At 68.3% G+C, this 19,577-nt stretch carries 14 protein-coding genes and 1 tRNA gene; 11 read left to right on the top strand and 4 right to left on the bottom strand.

The window, feature by feature from the left end:
- Positions 1–58 precede the first annotated feature (58 nt).
- From rpsU to K8612_RS08315, 9 genes are all read left to right on the top strand, one after another.
- Positions 59–253 carry a 30S ribosomal protein S21 gene (gene rpsU, locus K8612_RS08355; RefSeq protein ID WP_014395136.1) on the top strand — a complete coding sequence of 65 codons (195 nt, stop codon included), beginning with the start codon at positions 59–61 and terminating at the stop codon, positions 251–253.
- A gap of 111 nt (positions 254–364) precedes the next feature.
- Complete coding sequence (locus K8612_RS08350; RefSeq protein ID WP_223761897.1) at positions 365–823, top strand: GatB/YqeY domain-containing protein; 459 nt, start codon at positions 365–367, stop codon at positions 821–823.
- A 269-nt stretch (positions 824–1,092) separates the two neighbouring features.
- Positions 1,093–2,934 (top strand): DNA primase, encoded by a 1,842-nt coding sequence (dnaG, locus tag K8612_RS08345; protein ID WP_223738753.1) that lies wholly within the window; start codon positions 1,093–1,095, stop codon positions 2,932–2,934.
- Positions 2,935–3,024: 90 nt separating this feature from the next.
- Entirely contained in the window at positions 3,025–5,145 is a 2,121-nt protein-coding gene (gene rpoD, locus K8612_RS08340; RefSeq protein ID WP_223738752.1) for an RNA polymerase sigma factor RpoD, read from the top strand.
- A 92-nt stretch (positions 5,146–5,237) separates the two neighbouring features.
- Entirely contained in the window at positions 5,238–5,561 is a 324-nt protein-coding gene (locus K8612_RS08335) for an MGMT family protein (RefSeq protein ID WP_206798222.1), read from the top strand.
- Between the two features lie 9 nt (positions 5,562–5,570).
- Positions 5,571–5,643 (top strand) — tRNA-Ile (locus K8612_RS08330).
- A 104-nt stretch (positions 5,644–5,747) separates the two neighbouring features.
- Positions 5,748–7,859 carry a hypothetical protein gene (locus K8612_RS08325; protein ID WP_223761896.1) on the top strand — a complete coding sequence of 704 codons (2,112 nt, stop codon included), beginning with the start codon at positions 5,748–5,750 and terminating at the stop codon, positions 7,857–7,859.
- Between the two features lie 286 nt (positions 7,860–8,145).
- On the top strand, positions 8,146–14,538 hold the full coding sequence (locus K8612_RS39190) for an Ig-like domain-containing protein (protein WP_223761895.1): 6,393 nt from the start codon (positions 8,146–8,148) through the stop codon (positions 14,536–14,538).
- An 11-nt stretch (positions 14,539–14,549) separates the two neighbouring features.
- Complete coding sequence (locus tag K8612_RS08315) at positions 14,550–15,764, top strand: methyltransferase (RefSeq protein WP_223761894.1); 1,215 nt, start codon at positions 14,550–14,552, stop codon at positions 15,762–15,764.
- Between the two features lie 42 nt (positions 15,765–15,806).
- Here the strand turns inward: K8612_RS08315 and K8612_RS08310 are convergent, their stop codons facing one another.
- On the bottom strand, positions 15,807–16,199 hold the full coding sequence (locus K8612_RS08310; RefSeq protein ID WP_223738749.1) for a RidA family protein: 393 nt from the start codon (positions 16,197–16,199) through the stop codon (positions 15,807–15,809).
- 124 nt (positions 16,200–16,323) lie between these two features.
- On the opposite strand from K8612_RS08310, the gene K8612_RS08305 reads away from it, so the two are divergent.
- Entirely contained in the window at positions 16,324–16,701 is a 378-nt protein-coding gene (locus tag K8612_RS08305) for a cytochrome c oxidase assembly factor Coa1 family protein (protein ID WP_223761893.1), read from the top strand.
- A gap of 15 nt (positions 16,702–16,716) precedes the next feature.
- Here the strand turns inward: K8612_RS08305 and K8612_RS08300 are convergent, their stop codons facing one another.
- The 3 genes from K8612_RS08300 to K8612_RS08290 all read right to left on the bottom strand — a co-directional run bounded on the left by K8612_RS08300 (position 16,717) and on the right by K8612_RS08290 (position 18,494).
- On the bottom strand, positions 16,717–17,145 hold the full coding sequence (locus tag K8612_RS08300) for a tellurite resistance TerB family protein (RefSeq protein ID WP_223761892.1): 429 nt from the start codon (positions 17,143–17,145) through the stop codon (positions 16,717–16,719).
- Between the two features lie 387 nt (positions 17,146–17,532).
- Positions 17,533–18,069, bottom strand: coding sequence for a transposase (locus K8612_RS08295; RefSeq protein WP_370640044.1), 537 nt, complete (start codon positions 18,067–18,069; stop codon positions 17,533–17,535).
- 38 nt (positions 18,070–18,107) lie between these two features.
- A complete protein-coding gene (locus K8612_RS08290; protein WP_223761891.1) occupies positions 18,108–18,494 on the bottom strand; it encodes a helix-turn-helix domain-containing protein in 387 nt (128 codons plus the stop codon).
- A gap of 89 nt (positions 18,495–18,583) precedes the next feature.
- Between K8612_RS08290 and K8612_RS39185 the strand changes: the two genes are divergently transcribed.
- Positions 18,584–19,462 carry a hypothetical protein gene (locus K8612_RS39185; protein ID WP_306799620.1) on the top strand — a complete coding sequence of 293 codons (879 nt, stop codon included), beginning with the start codon at positions 18,584–18,586 and terminating at the stop codon, positions 19,460–19,462.
- Positions 19,463–19,577: the final 115 nt, after the last annotated feature.

The raw sequence follows: 19,577 nt of genomic DNA, 5'->3' as shown, positions 1-19,577 counted from the left end.
CCCCCGACCCTCTGAAGATTTCCAGATTGCATCCAGCTAGGCGGAAGGAGGTGACTGCATGCCCGGTATTCGAGTGAAGGAAGGTGAGTCCATCGAAAGCGCTCTCAAGCGCTTCAAGAAGGCCACCGAGAAGGCCGGAATCCTTTCCGAGATCCGCAAGCGCGAGCACTACGAGAAGCCTTCCGTGAAGCGGAAGAAGAAGGCCCTCGCCGCCAAGAAGCGCGCTGTGAAGAAGGCCCGCAAGTCGTACTAAGCAGGCCCGCAGTGAGGAGCCGGGGCTCCTTGGAAGCGTCAGGTGCCCTGGCTCCCGCCGTCCCATCCGCTGGCGCGGCGACCCTTTTCCCCGCCCGTGAGGAATCCCGACATGACCACCCTGAAAGAGCGCCTGACCGCGGACCTGAAGGACGCGATGAAGGCCAAGGACGAGCTGACCCTGAGCGTGGTGCGCATGCTCAAGAGCGCCGTGAAGTACAAGGAGGTCGAGCCGGGAGCCAGCGAGCTGGACGACGCGGGCATCCAGCAGGTCATCGCCACCCTCATCAAGCAGCGCCGCGACTCCGTCGAACAGTTCAAGGCCGGAGGCCGTCCGGAGCTGGCGGAGAAGGAAGAGCAGGAGATCTCCGTCCTGCAGCGCTACCTGCCCCAGCAGCTCACCCCCGCGGAGCTCACCGCCGCCGTGCAGGCCTCCATCGCCGAGGTCGGCGCCAAGGGCCCCAAGGACATGGGCGCGGTCATGAAGAACGTGAACCCCAAGGTCCAGGGCAAGGCCGAGGGCAAGGCCATCTCCGAGGAAGTGAAGGCCCAGTTGGCCAAGCTGTCCTGAAGCACCCGTGATTCTTCGGGGAAGGGGCGCCGGGAACGTCTCCCAGGTGCCCTCCCCACCCCGGGCTCGAAGCGGATTTTTTGATCCCTCGCCCGCTGCCCATTAAGCGCTGATCCTCAAGGCATCTTCGCCCGTCCCCCAACCCGGGAGGCGGGCGGGCAGCCGTCAGGAGTGCGCGCCGTGTCCCAGCTTCCGTCCGTTCGCGTCAGAGGGGGCCGTCAGGATTGCGGGCGGAAGGCCGCGCTCATGCGGATGGATGGAGGGGCGTCGTGATTCCGGAGCACAAGATCCAGGAGGTCCTCGACCGCGTGGACATCGTGTCGCTGGTGTCCCGTCACGTGGAGCTCAAGAAGGCCGGCCGCGAGTTCAAGGGCCGCTGCCCCTTCCACCAGGAGAAGACGCCGTCCTTCTACGTGGTGCCGGAGAAGCGCTTCTATTTCTGCCATGGCTGCCGGGCGAGCGGCGACGCGGTGTCCTTCATCCAGCGCTACCTGGGCAAGACGTTCCAGGACGCCGTGCGCGACCTGGCCCAGGAGGTGGGCATCGACCTGGAGGCCGCGCAGGACCCCGGCCTCAAGGAGCGCCAGCAGGTCAAGGAGGCCACGGACTTCGCCGCGGAGCACTTCCGCGGCCTGCTCTGGCACGAGGACGAGGGCCGCGCCGCGCGCGCCTACCTGGCCAGCCGGGGCGTGTCGGAAGAGGTGGCCCAGGGCTTCGGCCTGGGGTGGGCGCCCGCGCAGTGGAGCCTCCTGGCGGACCGCTTCCAGAAGAACGGCATGCTGGAGTGGGGCCTGAAGGCGGGGCTCATCACCAAGCGCAACAGCGGGGATGGCTGCATCGACTTCTTCCGCAGCCGCCTGATGGTGCCCATCCGCGCGCCGGAGGGGCGGCCCATCGCCTTCGGCGGCCGGCTGGTCGCGGCGGAGGACGGGCCCAAGTACCTCAACTCGCGCGAGTCCCGGCTCTACAACAAGAGCGAGACGCTCTTCGGCATGGACCAGGCGCGCGACGACATCCACAAGCGCAAGACGGCCGTGCTCGTGGAGGGGTACTTCGACTGCATCGGCCTGCACCAGGTGGGCGTGCGCAACGCGGTGGCCCTGTGCTCCACCAACCTCACCGCCGGGCACCTCCAGGTGCTCAAGCGCGCGGAGGCCCGCGACCTGGTGCTGCTCCTGGACGGGGACTCCGCGGGGCTCGCCGCGGTGGAGCGCCTGGCCGGTCCCCTGCTCGCCGCCGGAGCCCCCACCCGGGTGGCGCTCCTGCCGCAGGGGGATGACCCGGACGTCTTCGCCCGCCGCGAGGGCACCGACGGCGTGGAGCGCCTGCTGGAGGGCGCCCAGCCCCTCACCGCCTACCTCTTCGCCACCCTGCTCCCCATGGGCAAGCAGGCGAGCTTCGAGGAGAAGATGTCCGCCCTGGAGCGGCTCAAGCCCGTCACCTCCCAGGTGCCTCCGGGCCTGACGCGCTCGGCGCTCATCAGCGCGCTGGCGGACCACTTCGGCTGGATGCCGGCGCAGATCGAGTCGTCGCTCCAGTACAGGCCGCCCCCCACCCCCAAGCCCGCCGCCACCGCGTCGCACCCCAACGCCGTGCCCGCGCAGGCCATGCCGCGCCCGGTGCCCAAGCCCCAGGCGGAGCGCCCCCCGCCGGAGTCCGAGGCGCTCTATGTGGCCGCCATCCTTCGGGATTCCCGGCTGCTCGCCCGGGACACCTTCCGCGTGTGTGATGAGCTGTCCCACATGGGACTGCGGATGGTGCTGGCCCAGGCCACGTCCGGGCGGGGGTTGGAGGAGGCGCTCTTCGAGGCCTCGGAGGTCGTCAAGCGGACGCTCCTGGAGGCTGGCCGCCGGCTCTCTCCGGGGGGAATGGAACTCGAAACGGAGTTCATCCTCGCGTGCCGCGACATCATGAAGAAGCGCATTGACGAGCGGCTCGTTTATATAAAGCGAGCGACGGAACAGACGCAGGGGGCTTTTGATTTGACAGAGGAGACGCGGTTGCTCCTGTCCGAGCGCAAGGAGCTGCTCGCCCTCCGCAAGCGCGTCCTGGATGAGCTGTCCCCCGCTTCCTCGGCAACGGGAACAAAGGGACCAATGCAACCGGTTTGAGTTCGCGTTTGTAAGAAAGCTCGACTTTGCGGTAGATCGGCCGGCTGGCCCAGGCCAAAGCACCTGATTTTCTTAAGGAGAAGTACCCGAATGCCGACGCAGAAGCCCCCCAAGGCATCCGTGAAGCCCACCAAGAAGAAGGTGGATCCGGTGATCCGCAAGAAGAAGGCCCCGGACAGCCCTGCGGCGAAGGTCACGAAGGCAGCGGAGCCTGAGGAGAAGGAGCTGGTGGCGAAGGAAGCCCCCGCCGAGGCGACCGAGAAGATCAAGAAGAAGAAGGGCGTGGCCGCCATCGCGGACGACGTGGACCCCGAGGAGGCCGCGGAGGAAGCCGCCGCCGCCGTCCAGGTGGACCCGGACGCCGTGGAAGACGACGTGGAGGAGGATCCCGTCGCCGAGCGCAAGGAGGTCAAGGACCTGCTGGCCGCGGGCCGCGAGAAGGGCTTCCTCACCTATGACGAGGTGAACGACGCCCTCCCCGCCGACATCGTGTCGTCCGATCAGATCGACGACGTGATGAGCATGTTCGGCGACAACGACATCGAGATCGTGGACGCGCAGAAGGCCGCGCAGTCCAACGAGATCAAGCCCACCGTCGCCGTCGAGGAAGAGAAGGAAGACCAGGACGAGGACGAGAAGGACGAGGACGACGAGCCGGGCGGCAAGTCCAACGATCCTGTCCGCCTCTACCTGCGCAAGATGGGCAGCGTCAGCCTCCTCACCCGCGAGGGCGAGGTGGAGATCGCCAAGCGCATCGAGGAGGGCGAGAAGGAGGTCCTGCGCGCGCTCCTGGCCTGCCGCGTCGCGGTGGCGGACATCCTGGACATCAGCAACCGCCTGAAGACGGGCAAGCTGCGCGTGCGCGACGTCATCAAGGACGCGCCGGAAGAGGCCCAGTCGGAGAACGCGGAAGAGCCCGCCGAGGAGGCGGCCGAGGGCGAGGCCCCCGCGCAGCTCGCGCAGAGCGAGCTCAACAAGATCGAGCAGATCTCCAAGCAGATTGAACGCTTCCGCAAGTTCGCCAAGGACTGCGAGGTGCTGGAGGAGGAGCTCTCCGGCAAGAAGAAGCTGACGGAGGTCCGCAAGAAGGAGCTGAAGCAGGAGGTGAAGGACCTCAGGACCAAGATGATGGAGGTCCTGGAGGAGATGCGGCTGAACAAGAAGCAGGTGGACCGCATCGTCCTGAACCTCAAGGGCCTCATCGAGCGCGTGGAGAAGGCGGAGGAGGAGCTCGGGGACCTGGAGCGCCGCTACCAGGTCAACATGAAGGACCTGCGCCCGCAGCTCAAGGAGTCGCGCGAGAACCCGAACATCGCCAAGAAGCTCCAGAAGCAGCTCAACTTCACGCCGGAGCAGTTGGAGGTCCTGGACCGCGACGTGCGCACGGCGGTGCGGAAGATCAAGCGCGTGGAGGAGGAGGCCAACCTCCCGGTGGACGCGCTCCGCCGCAACTACGACGCCATCCGCCTGGGCGAGAAGCGCGCCGAGCGCGCCAAGAGCGAGCTGGTGGAGGCGAACCTGCGCCTCGTGGTCTCCATCGCGAAGAAGTACACGAACCGCGGCCTGCAGTTCCTGGACCTCATCCAGGAGGGCAACATCGGCCTGATGAAGGCGGTGGACAAGTTCGAGTACAAGCGCGGCTACAAGTTCTCGACGTACGCCACCTGGTGGATCCGTCAGGCCATCACCCGCGCCATCGCGGACCAGGCCCGCACCATCCGCATCCCGGTGCACATGATCGAGACCATCAACAAGCTCATCCGCACGAGCCGCTACCTCGTGCAGGAGATTGGCCGCGAGCCGACGCCGGAGGAGATCGCGGAGAAGATGGAGCTGCCGCTCGACAAGGTGCGCAAGGTCCTGAAGATCGCCAAGGAGCCCATCTCCCTGGAGACGCCCATCGGCGAGGAGGAGGACAGCCACCTGGGCGACTTCATCGAGGACAAGAGCCTGGTGTCGCCCGCGGACGCGGTCATCAACATGAACCTGGCCGAGCAGACGCGGAAGGTGCTGGCCACGCTCACGCCGCGCGAGGAGAAGGTCCTGCGCATGCGCTTCGGCATCGGCGAGAAGAGCGACCACACGCTGGAAGAGGTGGGCCAGGACTTCGAGGTGACGCGCGAGCGCATCCGCCAGATTGAAGCCAAGGCGCTGCGCAAGCTGCGCCACCCCAGCCGCTCCAAGCGCCTGCGCTCCTTCGTGGAGAGCTGACGCCAGGACGTTGAGCTGATGGGATTCGAAGGCCTCCGTTCCCTGAGTGGACGGGGGCCTTCGTCGTTTTTCGTCCCGGTGTGAGGTGCGCCATGGCCGCGAAGAAGCCCCTGCCCTTCTCCGACAGCGTGATGAAGCAGGTGCGCTCCATTCCCCGGGGGGAGGTGCGCTCCTACGCGCAGGTGGCCATCTACGCGGGCAGGCCGGGCGCGGCGCGGGGCGTGGGGCGGGAGCTGAAGCACCTGCCGGGGCAGGCCACGCAGGTGCCCTGGTGGCGGGTCATCCGCTCGGACGGGACGCTGGCGCCCCCGGTGGCCCATGAGCAGGCGAAGCGCCTGCGCGCGGAAGGCGTCACCGTGGATGAACGCGGTCAGGTGTTCCGCGTGGTGGTGAAGAAGGACGGCAAGGCCTTATAGTCAGCGCGAGGGCCCTTAGCTCAGCGGTTAGAGCTGTCGGCTCATAACCGATTGGTCCCTGGTTCGAATCCAGGAGGGCCCACTCCCCTCACCTTCCGTCGCCGGAAGCCCTCCGCCAGGAAGGCGTCCTGGCGGAACCGGGCCCGGGCATTGACGCTGCTGGAACGCGCGAGTTCTCCTCGTTCCATGACGATCCAGCTCAAGAACCTGGCGGGCACGAGCGCGCTCTCCACCGAAACGGCGCGCAAGTGGCTGCGCGGCGGTGGCTACGCGGTTCCCGACTACATCGACGACAACTGTCTCGACCTCTTCCTGGACACCCGCGACAAGACCTACGGCTTCCTGCAGCAGCAGTGGTTCCTGTCCGACATCGACGGGTTCTACCAGGCGCGCAAGAGCCTCCGGATGGCCCGGAAGAACCTGGAGGGCTACGCGCAGCAGGTCAGGCGTCTGAGCGTGACGGACTCGCTGGTGCTCGAGGTGCTCGGGGTCAAGAAGGGCGGGAAGACCACCCCGGAGCTGCTGGGCGCGGGACGGACCGCGATCGAGGACCTGCTGGCCGAGGAGCGGGCCTACATCCGGGAGTGCTGGAGGTCCCTGGAGGAGCAGTGGAACTGGCACCTCGAGGGGCGCGTGGACAAAGGCCTTCTGTCCGACGGAGACATCAGCGGAATCCTCGCGGCCTTCTCCGAGGAGACCCGGCTCCACAACGAGAAGGTCGAACAGGTTCGGGAGGCCCGGAAGAAGATCCAGGACGACACCAAGGAGGCCAAGAAGAAGAAGCCCAAGGGCACCCAGGACAAGGACGCCGAGGCCTATGTCCCGCCGCCGATGCCCGACCCGTACGTCCCCCCGGCGGAGAAGGACCGGGTGAAGTACGCCTACTACGAGCCCGTCCGCAACCGGCTGATGAGCCTGGGCTTCGTCGTGTCGCCCCCGGGCACCGCGCTGGGCGCCGTGTTCCCGCCCAAGGACTGGCGCAGGAAGGTCCCGGAGGTGATGTTCAACCAGAAGGTGAAGGCCTACACGGATGAGCTCGTGAGCCGCTATCACCTGGTGGGCGACGACGAGACCTCCCTGACCCGGCTGCTGCTGCCCAGGAAGAGCGCGTTCCAGGACCTGAAGAGCTTGTTCGCGGGGGCGGTGGGTTGTCTTTGCGTCTCCTGGACCCGGCACCAGGTGAACGGAGAGACCGTGCACGTGCCCATCCTCGGGCTCTCCGGGGTTGTCCGGGAGGAGCCCGGTGCCGCCTACCTCCAGCTCTTTTGCAGACACCTGGCCCTGCCGAACTGGCAGCCGGACACCCCCATCCCCCCGGCGCCCGACCAGCCCTTCCAGTCCAGTGAAAAGCTCAAGGGGCTCCAGAAGCAATCCGGAATGACATACACGCAGGTCAAGGACTTGCTGACGAAGAAGGACCTCGACCCTGAATCCGAGGATGGCAAGGCGCTGGCGGCCTACCGGGAACTCCAGGCCAAGACGAAGAAGCGCGATGAGAAGGAGCGCAAGGCCTACCAGGAGGGCAAGATCCAGAATGAAATCCAGCGGGAGCTGACGGTCAACTACGAGACGATGCTCGAGCGGACCAGCCTCGCGGCCTTCGGCTATCGCGCTCGAACGCGGATGCGATTGCGCACGCCCGCGCGGCAGGCGTTGTTCAGCTACGTCTCCTTCCGCAAGGACAAGGTGAGCAAGAACATCCAGCTCAACGTCGCGTCGGACCCCGGGCTGGGCGTGGACCTGTGGCTCAGCGGATGGCACTCCCTGAACTGCGCCGAACCCGCGGCGCTCATGACCGCGTCGTCGTACTTCGCGGAAGGCTGCGACGTGATCATCTGCTTCCCCTACGAGGGGTTCAACGACACGGGTCCGGGACGGAACCGTCCGAAGGAGACGTGCCCCTGGTGCGCCGCCGTGGAGCTCGGCTTCCGGAGCCTCAGCGAGAACAAGAACCAGGTGAACCAGAGCGTCAGCACGGGCAACTGGCTGACGCAGTTGACCTCCCCGCTCCAGGACGAGCCCCAGAAGGCCCTGCCCGTGAACCAGGGCTTCGACGCCTTCGACGATGAAAACCCCATCATGCACGCGACGCGCAACACGCTCGCGGGGACCGGTCCGGGCCTGGTCAAGAACAGCGACCTGGAGACGCCTGCCTATGCGCCCTCGGTCATGACGAAGATTGGCCGCCTGCGGTCGATGTATTACATGCTGGGGCTGGCGGACCGTGAGGTCGTGGCGCTGGACCGCCCCCTGTACCCGTATGCGGGGTTCGGAGAGGTGACGAAGTTCCTGCGGTGAAGGCGCGCCGGGCACGCAAGGACGCGGGCGCGGGCGCGGCGTCAGTGTCTGGGATTGGGTTGGACCTGACCCGCCCTGGCATCTGTCTTTCCTGGCATCCAGGGAAGGCACGTTCCTGACCAGCCTTGCCGGGGGAGGCCCTCTTCCCCCGGCCCCCACGGACATGCGATGTGCGGCGAGCGGTCCTCAAGGCTTTGAGGCATCGCCGTTGTCTGTCTGGACGGCGCGGCTCCGTCACCTCCGGAAATCCGCGGTCCACCCCTGCCTTCGCTCCCCGAGAAGCCTCGTGCGCGCTCCCGCCTCGCCACCGCTCCCCGCGTCCTTCCGTATCGGCTGCCTGCTGGCGCTGTCCCTTGCCCTGGCCTGCACCCGCGATGCACCGGCTCCCTCCGCGACGGTGGCCCCGCCGGGCGCCGTCCCGGAGTCCCGCGCCCCGGAGCTGGAGAGCGCTCCCTTCGACGTGGGCGCCGTCATCCGCCAGGTGCACTTCGCCTGGCGCCCGGAGAACGGGGCGTGGAGCGGAGGCCACTCCACGTACACGGCCCGCTCCGGCGCGGAGGGCCTCACCCTCACGCCCTACCACCACCCCCGGAAGCCGGACACGGCCCCGGTGCCCGGCGCGGTGACGAAGACGGGTGACTCCGCCTCGCCGCTCACGGGCGCGCCCCTCACCCTGGGCACGCCCGGCCTGAAGCGCGGCGCGAAGCACATTGGCGCTCCCCCCGCCCGGGAGCGCGTCGAGCAGGACGGACACCTCGTGCTCGCGCGCGGCGACGTCACCGAGCACCTGCGCAACGCCGAGGACGGCGTGGAGCAGTCCTGGACCTTCGAGCACGCGCCCTCCGGCCTGGGCGACCTCGTCGTGGAGGTTCCGGTGAAGGGGCTCACCTACCAGGGCACCACCGGCACGGGCCTTCACTTCACCGATGCCCGCACGGGCCTGGGCTTCCGCTATGGCCACGGCACCTGGGTGGATGGGCGCGGCCAGCGCACTTCGGTGGAGGCCCGCTTCGTGGAGGGCCACATCCAGCTTCGCGTCCCGGCCGGAGTGCTGGACGCCTCCGCGTACCCGGCGGTGCTCGACCCGCGCATCTCCCCCGAGTTCGGCATGGACACGCCTGTCATTGGCCGGCAGGTCGGAGACCAGACGGGCCCGGCGGTGGCGGCCAATGGCTCGACGTGGCTTGTCGTCTGGCATGACTACTCCGCGACGGCCAAGCAGGTCACCGGCACGCGCGTCTCCAGTTCGGGGCAGGTGCTGGACGTCAACGGCATCACCCTCCCCCGCGGTGACAAGGCCTCCTCCAGGCTGTCCGTCGCCGCGGGAGCGAGCGAGTGGCTTGTCGTGTGGGAGGAGTTTTCGAGGGACATTCATGGCGCGCGGGTGGGACTCGGAGGACAGGTGATGGATCCCTCCGGCATCCCCATCGCCGCGATCCCCGGCTACCAGTATGCGCCGGCCGTTGCCTGGTCGGGCTCGGAGTACTTCGTGGTCTGGTACGAGAGCAACGGCTCGGTTTCGGCCATCTGGGGCACCCGCCTGTCCAGCACGGGGCAGCCGCTGGCAAGCCCGGTGCGCATCAGTCCTTCGACGGGCTTCGCCAACACCCCGGACGTCGCCTTCAACGGCACGGACTACCTGGTCGTCTGGCAGGACTACAACAGCACGCGGGCCTTCGACATCCGTGGCGCGCGCGTCTCCTCGGGGGGCACGCTGCGGGACACGACGCCCTTGAGCCTCTGCGAGATGGACGGAGACCAGTTGCACCCCGCCGTCGCCGCCAACAGCGGCGCGTGGCTCGTCGTCTGGGGAGATCAGCGCGCCGCCTCTTTTGAAGGGGACATCTACGGCACCGTCGTGTCGAGCACGGGCTCGGTGGGCACCCCGAATGGACGGGTCCTCACGTCGCTCCTCGGGAACCAGAGCCATCCGGACGTCGTGGCCCGAGGGTATGGCTGGTTCGTCGTCTGGGAGGACGCCCGCTCCGGCTATCCGGATATCTATGGCTCGGGCGTGGACTGGGACGGGACGCCGTCCTACCGGGGGCCCGTCGCGGTGTCCGCCCAGGGTCGGGCGGAGTACCTGCCGGCGGTGGCGTCCAGCGGCGGAGACCTGCTCGTCGTCTGGTACGAAGCCCACGCCGGCGGCTACGACGTGCATGGCGCGCGCGTGACGACGCAGGACGTGGTCCGGGACACGGCCAGCATCCTGCTGAGCACCGCGCCCAATGATCAGTACACCCCCGCGGTGGCTCGCACTGGCACCGACTACCTCGTCGTCTGGCGGGACAACCGCGCGGGCGAGTCGGACATCTACGGCGTGCGGGTGACGAGCCAGGGCGTGGTCCTGGATCCCTCGGGCATCCCCCTGTGCACGGAGCGGGGTGAGCAGGACAACCCGACGGTCGCCTCCAATGGCACGGACTGGATGGTGGCCTGGGATGACAACCGCTACGACGCCACCCACGAAATCCTCTACGGCGTGCGTGTGTCCACGGCGGGCGTGGTCCGCTCGGCATGGAGTATCGGTACGTCATCCTGGGCCATGCTCAGGCCGGCGTTGGCCTCCGACGGCACGGACTGGTACGTCGTCTGGGAGGACGGCCGGGGCAGCCTCTCCTCAGCCTCGTGGGACATCTTCGGCGCGAAGGTGACCGCATCGGGCACCGTCACGCCGACCTACGGAACGAACCTCACCTCGGGCAACACCGGCACCCAGTTGGCCCCCGACATCGCCTTCAATGGCACCGAGTACCTCGTCGCCTGGACGGACTACCGGAGCTACGTCACCAACAGCGACGACATCTACGCCACGCGCGTGTCCCGCACGGGAACGGTGAACCCGGTGGGGGGCTTCGTGCTCAGCAAGGCCTCGGGCAGACAGGTGGCACCGGCGGTGGCCTCCGCGGGGAGTGACTGGTTCGTCGTCTGGCAGGACGGGCGGAACACCTCGCAGGACATCTACGGCACGCGCGTCTCCGCCGCGGGCACGGTGCTGGAACCGTCCGGGCTGGCCATCGCCACGACGTCCATCGCCCAGCGCAACCCCACCGTGGCCTCGGATGGAGTGAATTACTTCGTCGCCTGGGAGGAGCAGACCACCTCCAGCAACCAGGACATCCACGGCGCGCAGGTGTCCGGCAGCACGGGGGCGCTCATCGAAGCACCCTTCGCCATCGCCGCGTCGCCGCAGAACGAAGTGCGGCCCGCCGCCGCCTCGCATGCGCCGTCCCGGTTCCTGCTGTTGTACCAGCGCACCGATCCGGCGGTCACCTCCCTGGCCGAGCGCATCCAGGCACGGCTCATCAACCTCAACCATGCGCCGGTGGCTGAAGCCCAGTCGCTGACCACCGCCGAGGACGAGCCCCTCCCCCTCACCCTGGCAGTGACGGACGCGGACGGAGATGCGCTCACCTTCACCATCGTCACGCCGCCGTCGCACGGCGCGCTCTCCGGAACGCCGCCTGCCCTCACGTACACGCCTTCCACCCACTTCAACGGCGCCGACAGCTTCACCTACCGCGCGACGGACAGCTCAGGTGAGAGCTCCGCGGTCGTCACCGTGTCGCTGTTCATCACGCCGGTGAACGACCCGCCCACCGGAGACCCGGTCAGCATCTTCAGCGACGAGGACAAGGAGCTGGACATCAAGCTTCAGGGGTCCGACCCGGAAGGCGAGGCCGTCACCTTCAGCGTGCAGGTTCCGCCCGAGCACGGCACGCTGACGGGGACACCTCCGGACCTGAAGTACACGCCGGTTGCGGACTACCACGGCACGGATGGCTTCACGTTCATCGTGACGGATGCCTCGGGAGCCACGTCCAAGCCAACCCCGGTCTCCATCACCTTGTCGCCCATGAATGACCATCCCGTGGCGTACGCGCAGAGCGCCTCGCTGGACCAGGACACGAGTGTGGACCTGGTGTTGGAAGGTTCGGACGTGGATGGGGACGCGCTGACCTTCTCCATCCCCCAACTTCCCGCCCACGGCACCTTGAGCGGCACGGCGCCCAACGTGCGGTACACGCCGGCTCCAGGCTACCGCGGCCCGGACAGCTTCACCTTCCGGGTGCAGGACGACCAGGGGTTCCCTGCGAGCGCCACCGTGAGCCTCACCGTGAGGGCCGTGAACGTGGCCCCCGTGGCCCATGCGCAGTCAGCCACGCTGCGCGAGGACACGGCGTGGCCGCTCACGCTCGCGGGGAGCGATGCGGATGGCGACGCGTTGACGTACGCCATCGTCACCGGGCCCGCGCATGGTGCCCTGAGCGGCACGCCTCCGCAGGTCACGTACACGCCCAACGCGAACTTCCATGGGAGCGACAGCTTCACCTTCATCGTGAGGGATACGTCGGGCGTGGACTCATCGCCCGCCACCGTGGACCTCACCGTGACGGCCGGAAACGACGCGCCCGTCGCGCAGCCGCAGGCGGTGGAGACGGAGGAGGACGTCTCGCTCCCCTTCACCCTCGCGGGCTCCGACGTGGACGGCGATGCGCTCACCTTCACGCTGGCCACGTTGCCGGAGCATGGCACGCTCAGCGGCACGCCGCCGGACGTGACGTACACGCCTCACGCGGACTTCCACGGTGAGGACGGCTTCACCTTCCAGGTGACGGACTCCGAGGGCTCCAGCTCCGAGCCCGCGCGGGTGTCGGTGACGGTGTCACCGGTGAACGACGCTCCCGTGGCCCCATCAAAGACAGTCCCCGTGGTGGAGGACGGGTGGACGGACTTCGTGCTCGAGGGCCAGGACGTGGACGGCGAAGCGGTTGACTTCACCGTGCGGACACAGCCGCTCCACGGCGTGCTGACAGGAACGCCTCCGGACCTGCGGTACACGCCCGCGGGCGACTTCCATGGGGAAGACCGCTTCACGTTCACCGTCTCGGATGAGTCCGGCGCCGAGTCCGCGCCGGCCACGGTGACCCTCGCTGTGTCGCCTGTGAATGACGCACCGGTGGCGTTCGCGCAGAGCGCCTCGGTGGACGAGGACACGGGGCTGGACCTGGTGCTGCATGGCTCGGACGTGGAGGGCAACCCGCTCACCTTCCTCATCACCGTTCCTCCCGGCCATGGCACGCTCAGCGGCACGCCGCCGGAGGTGACATACACACCCGCTGCCGACTTCCACGGAGAGGACGGCTTCACGTTCGTCATCCGCGATGGCGCGGGGGCCACGTCGCAACCGGCCACGGTGTCGCTGACGGTGCGGCCGGCGAGCGATGCCCCCGTGGCGACGGCTCAGTCGCGCGAGACGGACGAGGACACCGCCTTGTCCCTCACGCTGACCGGCACGGACGCGGATGGACAGACGCTCCGCTTCGCGGTGGCCACCCAGCCCCAGCACGGCACCCTGACCGGCACGCCGCCGGACGTGACGTACACGCCCCACGCGGACTTCCACGGTGAGGACGGCTTCACCTTCACCGTGTCCGACGGCGAGTCCACGTCCACCGCCTCTGTGTCCCTGACCGTGCGCCCGGTGAATGACGCGCCCCTCGCGCTCGGCCAGTTGCTTCAGGTGGAGCCCGAACCCACCGCGCTGACGCTCTCGGGCACCGACGTGGATGGCGACACGATCACCTTCGCCATCCACACACCGCCCGAGCACGGCACGCTTGAGGGCACCCCACCCGAGCTGACCTTCACCCCGGCCGAGGGCTTCCGTGGCACCACGACCTTCACCTTCACCGCCTCGGACGGACTCGCCACCTCGGCGCCGGCCACGGTGACGTTGCGCGTGGGAAACAGCGCGCCCGTGGTGGCCGTCGCCCTCCAGACGCAGCAGCCCTTCGAGGGTGAGGCGCTCCACTTCCAGACCACCGCCGCGGACGCCAATGGCGACGCCCTCACCTTCACGTGGGACTTCGGCGACGGCGCCACCTCCGAGGAGGCCAGCCCCAGCCACGCCTACGCCAACGAGGGCACCTACGAAGCGGTGCTCACCGTGACGGACGGCATCGACACCGTGCGGAGGTCCTGGGTGCTGGAGGTGAGGAACGCGGCTCCGGTGCTGGTGCCGGTGGAGGCCCCTGCCCGGACCGACGAGGGCGAGGCGCTCACCTTCCGCGCCCGGGCCAGCGACAGCGGCGAGTGGGACGCCCTCACCTTCATGTGGGACTTCGGAGACGGAAGCGCGCCGGCCTCCGGGCCCGAGGCCGTCCACACGTACGCCGACAGCGGCCTCTACACCGTGAAGGTCACCGTGACGGACGACGCGGGCGCCTTCTCGCAGGAGGTGCGCGAGGTGCAGGTGGCCAACCTGCCCCCGGTCCCCGTGCCCGTGCCCGCCCAGACGCTGCGTGGGGGAGACGTCGTGTCACTCCAGTTGAAGGCCACGGACGCCGCGGGCGATCGGGATCCGCTGACCTGGAGTCTCGTGGAGGGCCCGGGCACCGTGACGCCCGAGGGCCTCTATACGTGGACGACCGAGGCCCGGACCGGAGGCCACTTCCCGGTGCGCATCGTCGTGATGGATGACGACGCGGGCAGCACGGAGCTCGTCCTCGACCTCTCCGTCCAGGAACAGCTCCCGCGCCTCCCACCCCAGTCCACCGGCTGCGGTTGCGCCTCCGGGCAGGGCGGTGCGGCCTCCTCGGTGACCCTGCTGGCCGTCCTGGCCCTGCTCGTCTCCCGCCGCCGTCCTCCCACCCACCGGCGGAACGGCGGCGCATAGGATGCGCGGCCATGGACTTCCAGGCGCGGCTCGCGGCGCTCACGCACGAACTGCGGCCCTGGGCCCCGCTCTGGTCCCGCTCCATCCTCCAGGGCTGGCCTGAATCCGGTGCCGCATATCCCGGGGACTGGCTGGCCCATGCCCGGTCGCTCGATGAAGCGGGCGAGCGGCGGCTGGACCACGGGGAGCTCGTGGGCGCCCCGCCTCCGTCCCTGTCCGCGCTCATGGGCACGCTCCAGGAGCTGACGGCGCTGCCCTGGCATGAGGGCCTTCACCCGCTGACGGTCACGGAGACGCAGGGACTCAGCGCCAAGAAGGCCCATGAGCTCGAGCGGGTGCTCGCCCTGCTCGCGCCCAGGACGGGCTTCATCCACCAGGCGGTCGATATCGGCGGCGGCATGGGACATCTCGCCCGCCTCTGCGCGCGGACGTTCGGGTGGACCTTCCACAGCATCGACCGGGACGCCGCGCTGCAGGACAAGGGCCAGCGGTGGCTGGCGAAGACGCGCCCCCAGGGTGGGGACACCCTGAACTTCATCCAGGCCTCCGTCGAGGACGGGCTCCAACCCCGAATCGATCCGCTCTTCTCCGGCCGGGACCGGGCCTCCATCGGGCTGCACACCTGTGGGCCGCTCGCCCTCACGCAGCTCCGCAAGAGCCAGGGGGCGGGCTTCGTCCTGAACATCGGCTGCTGCTACGACAAGCTGGAGGCCCCGCGAGACTTCCCCGTCTCCCGCTTCGGCGGCGCGCATCCGCTGCCCTTCACCCCGCATGCCCTGGCGCTGACGACGCGGGGACGGCATCACAAGAGCGAGGAGGAGTTCGCGCGGATGAAGCGGGTGTATGCGTGGCGCTTCGCGTTCGATCTCCTGTCGAGGCAACGCTTTCCCGAGCGCGGCTTCGTGCGGGCAGGAGACGCGCCCCGGACGCTCTACGACGGCCCCTTCGCCGGCTACGCGCGCGACCGCCTGGAGCGCCTGGGGCTCGATGCGAACATGACGGACGCCGAGCTGGATGCCTTCGAGGTGTCCGTTCGCGCCGAGACGCGCGACCTGCTGCTCTGCCACCTGCTGAGGGACCGCTTCGCGCGGGCACTGGAGGTCGTGCTCCTGCTCGATCGCGCGCTCCTCCTGGAGGAGCTGGGTTTCCAGGTCGAACTCCTCCAGCTCTTCGATCCGCGCCTGTCGCCGCGCAACCTCGCGCTCATCGCGTCGCGGGGCGCTTGAGCACATGCCGGGCCGAGTGGCCGAACGTTCGTGTCTGGCGAATCAAGGCACGTAGGCGATGCAATCAATCTCCACGCGCAGGCCGGCGTCTGGAAGCGCGGACACCTGCACGGTGGTCCGCGCGGGCCGGTGCCCGGCGAAGACGCGCTCGTAGACGGCGTTCATCCGCGCGAACTCCTGCATGTCCACCAGGAAGACGCCGCAGCGCAGGACGTGCTGGAGGCTGGAGCCACCGGCCACCAGGATGCGCTCCAGGTTGCGCAGCACCTGCTCTGTCTGCGCTTCGATTCCCTCGGCCTGTACGCCGGTCGCGGGGTCCCTGGCCGCCTGTCCGGAGATGAAGAGCAGCCGGTCCAACCGCATGCCGGGAGAGTACGGGCCCGCGGGCTTGGGCAGACCCGGCGCGGCGATGGGCTGATGCTGGGTTGACGACATGGGCTTCTCCTTGAATGGGCTTGCACGGCTTTCGGCGTGTCTGTGAAAGGCTTAGGAGGCGTCCCACGAACATCGCACATCGGAAAGGACAGACCGCATGCCCCGGCGCCGCCAGGAACAGGGAATGTCGTCCACCACGAAGTGGGTGCTGGGGGGACTGCTGGGCCTGCCGCTGCTGTGTTGCGGAAGCGGAGGCCTGATGTGCCTGGGCATCCGGTCCGAGCTCCCCTACTCCGAGGCCATCTCCCGGGTGGAGAACCATCCCGGGGTGGTCAGGCTTCTGGGGGCGCCCATCAGCGCGAGCAGTTTCTTCAGCGGCTCGTTCAACCTGATGAACAAGGATGGCCAGGCGAACCTGACCATCAACCTCTCCGGCAGCAGACAGGACGGCCGGCTGGAGGTGAAGGCCGTCCGTACCGACGACGTCTGGGGCTTCAGCCGGCTGCGCGTGGTGGCGGACAACGGTGAGACAGTGGACGTCGGTGGATACAGCCGTCACTGAAGCCCGGTGCCGCTCTCAGAGCAGCTTCGCCATGATGTCGCGCTCGCGCTGATCGAGCTTGATGGAATCGAGCGTCCAGTCGATGAGCTCGTCGGCGACCGCGGCGGCGTAACCGAAGGTGGTGGCGGCCTCCTTCACCGACGCGCGCTCCTCGGCCGCGAGCTCTCCGTCGGCGCAGGCCACTTCGACGAGCATGCGCAACAGGGAGGCGCGCAGCTCTCGGATTTCAATCTTGCCGATGATTTCGGAGAGCCGGCCGGGCTTCTGGAACTCCGCCTCGATGAGCGCGGCGACCTGCGGGTCGCGGGGCGACAGGCCGATGTTCAGCACCACCTCGTCGAGTTGCTGGCGCTCCTCCTCGGTGACACGGCCGTCGCTCGCCGCCACGTTGGCCATGGCCTGGACGAACGCCAGCAACTGCTCCTGGGGGTACTCGCGCGACATGTCATCTCCTGGGTAGGCAGCATGCGGCCGGCGGGGGGCTCACGGTCAGCCACGACGCCGGGCTTCTCGGCCACACAGGATAGTGGGCGCACATGGGGAGCGAAAACGGTTTCAGCCGGACGCGCCCCCGAATGAGGAGCACGGGTGGGGGACGATTCGGGCTTGTCGCCAGGATGTGATGACGCAGAGGGACAAGCCCCCTCGCTTCTCGACAGGGAACCCGTGACAATCCGCGGCATGACCCTGCGACGCTCGATTCTCTCCTTGTTGATTTTCTCCCTCGCGGTCGTGCCCACCCTCTCCGCTTGTGGCTCCGATGACGGCGATACCCCGCCGGATGCGGGCACCCGGCCCGACGCAGGTCTCCCGCCCGACTCACAGCGTAGCTCAGTGGGGCTGAGCAACTGGGTAGCCGCAGTGAGAGAACCAGCCTGCGGCGTCCCTGGGCGTGAGTGCAGCCAGAGCCAGTCGGAGGCCCCAGCCCAGAGACTGACGCGTGCGCAGCTTCCACTTGCGCAAAAGCGCCTTGAGCTTGCTCCATGCTGGCTCGATAGGGCTGAAGTCCGGGCTGTAGGGCGGCAAGAAGAGGACTCGGGCGCCACGCGCCTCAATGACGTCGATGAGTGCGCGGCAGTGGTGCACAGCCAGGTTGTCCCAGACGACGACCTGGCCTGGTTCGAGGACAGGCACCAGATGCTCCAAGACGAAGCGGCCCCAGACTTCCAAGGTGGTGCCCCCCTCCACCTCCAGGTGAGCAGTGATGCCTTGAAGTGTCAGGGCGCCGATAACCGTCGTGACGCAGCCCCGGTTGCGAGGGACGGCTTCGCCCCTCAACCGCTCCCCACGAGGTGCGCGCCCATGCGTGCGGGTCATGTCCGTGCGGCAGCCCGTCTCGTCCACCACGACAAGCGCTTCGGCAGGCACACGCCGCAGGGCCCACGCGTACTGCCATCGCAGTGCCTCTACGGCCGGGCTGTCGCTCTCCACGGCATGGAGTGACTTTTTTTACGCGTCAGCCCCATGCGGTGCAGCACTCGATTCACGGTCGCGTGGCCCACGGCGCACTGCGCATGCTGGGTATACAGCCGCGCCAACTCTTCGTCGGTCGCATCGGGACGCTCCCCCACCAACCGCCGTAGTAGCGCTTCTCCCTCGGCATCCACCTTGCGCCGAGCCCCGCCTCCATGCGGACGGGGCCGGCAGCTTCCGCTCGCCTCGAACCGAGCGATGTATCGGCGCACCGTCGCGTACCCCAGCATGAAGCGCTGGGCGATGGCGCTCTTGCCCTCGCCCTGTTGCCAGGCCCCAATAACGCGCTCTCTCAGGTCGAGCGAATGGCCGTTGGACATGGTGTTCCCTCCTCACCTCTCCAACACCCCAGTCTGCTCACCTCATTCAGGCTCCGCTGTCAGGTACCGAGTTCGACGCCGGAACCGAAGTGGACGCGGGCACGGAGTCTGATGCGGGCACCGAGTCCGATGCGGGCACTGAGTCCGATGCGGGCACCGAAGTGGACGCGGGCACGGAGTCCGACGCTGGCACCGACGTGGACGCGGGCACGGAGTCCGATGCGGGCACGGAGTCCGACGCTGGCACCGAAGTGGACGCTGGCACCGAAGTGGACGCGGGCACCGAAGTGGACGCGGGCACCGAAGTGGACGCAGGCACCACCTCCGATGCGGGCACCGAAGTGGACGCGGGCACCACTCCCGATGCGGGCACCGAGCCTGATGCAGGCACCGAGCCGGACGCGGGCACCACTCCCGATGCGGGCACCGAGCCTGATGCAGGCACTGATCCCTTCACCACCTGCGAGGGTACGTGCCAAATCACCGCCGCCACGGCCCAGATGTACGGGAACCAGGTGGTCCTGAACCACGCCTACTTCGGCTACGCGGAGCCGGAGAACGCCGGAGACCCGTGGGCGCTGTGGATCGAGCTCAGCAACGGCACGACCGATGAATGCCCGACTGAGAGCGCACCCACCCCGCCGCAGATCGTCACTTTCGAATCGGTGAAGGTCCCGGTGGACACAACTCCGGAGACGGGCTCCACGGCGGGTGGGCCGACCTCGGTGCTGTTCGACTTCGGTGGCACGCTGATTCCGGATGACTATTTCTGGATCGTCAGCAGCACGAATCTCACCTTCACGCCCGTGGCGGCCTCGCTCTGCCCCAGTTGCGTCAAGGCCGGAACACCTCCCGCGAAGCACTTCTTGGCCTTCGACGTGAACATCACCTACGAGAACAATGGCACCGTCTCCGGCCATGGGTACGCGACCTACTGCCCCTCGATGAATACCTTCCAGGACAACTGAGCGCGGTCCCGCCACACATTCCCCCGGCCCTCCAATTCGGGAAGGCCGGGGCTGGACCTTCGCGGACGACAAGCCACACCGGAGGCCGCCAAAGCGGGCGCGGGGCGACGCCCTT

The sequence above is a fragment of the Corallococcus sp. AS-1-6 genome (assembly GCF_020037015.1).
In the GTDB taxonomy this organism is placed as follows: Bacteria; Myxococcota; Myxococcia; order Myxococcales; family Myxococcaceae; genus Corallococcus.
This window is presented reverse-complemented; position numbering and strand designations above follow the sequence as displayed.

Excerpts from the sequence above, each read along its gene's own strand:
- rpsU (WP_014395136.1), top strand. The coding sequence starts at position 59 with ATGCCCGGTATTCGAGTGAAGGAAGGTGAGTCCATCGAAAGCGCTCTC.
- K8612_RS08350 (WP_223761897.1), top strand. The coding sequence starts at position 365 with ATGACCACCCTGAAAGAGCGCCTGACCGCGGACCTGAAGGACGCGATG.
- rpoD (WP_223738752.1), top strand. The coding sequence starts at position 3,025 with ATGCCGACGCAGAAGCCCCCCAAGGCATCCGTGAAGCCCACCAAGAAG.
- K8612_RS08335 (WP_206798222.1), top strand. The coding sequence starts at position 5,238 with ATGGCCGCGAAGAAGCCCCTGCCCTTCTCCGACAGCGTGATGAAGCAG.
- K8612_RS08325 (WP_223761896.1), top strand. The coding sequence starts at position 5,748 with ATGACGATCCAGCTCAAGAACCTGGCGGGCACGAGCGCGCTCTCCACC.
- K8612_RS08315 (WP_223761894.1), top strand. The coding sequence starts at position 14,550 with ATGGACTTCCAGGCGCGGCTCGCGGCGCTCACGCACGAACTGCGGCCC.
- K8612_RS08310 (WP_223738749.1), bottom strand. The coding sequence starts at position 16,199 with ATGTCGTCAACCCAGCATCAGCCCATCGCCGCGCCGGGTCTGCCCAAG.
- K8612_RS08305 (WP_223761893.1), top strand. The coding sequence starts at position 16,324 with ATGTCGTCCACCACGAAGTGGGTGCTGGGGGGACTGCTGGGCCTGCCG.
- K8612_RS08300 (WP_223761892.1), bottom strand. The coding sequence starts at position 17,145 with ATGTCGCGCGAGTACCCCCAGGAGCAGTTGCTGGCGTTCGTCCAGGCC.
- K8612_RS08290 (WP_223761891.1), bottom strand. The coding sequence starts at position 18,494 with ATGTCCAACGGCCATTCGCTCGACCTGAGAGAGCGCGTTATTGGGGCC.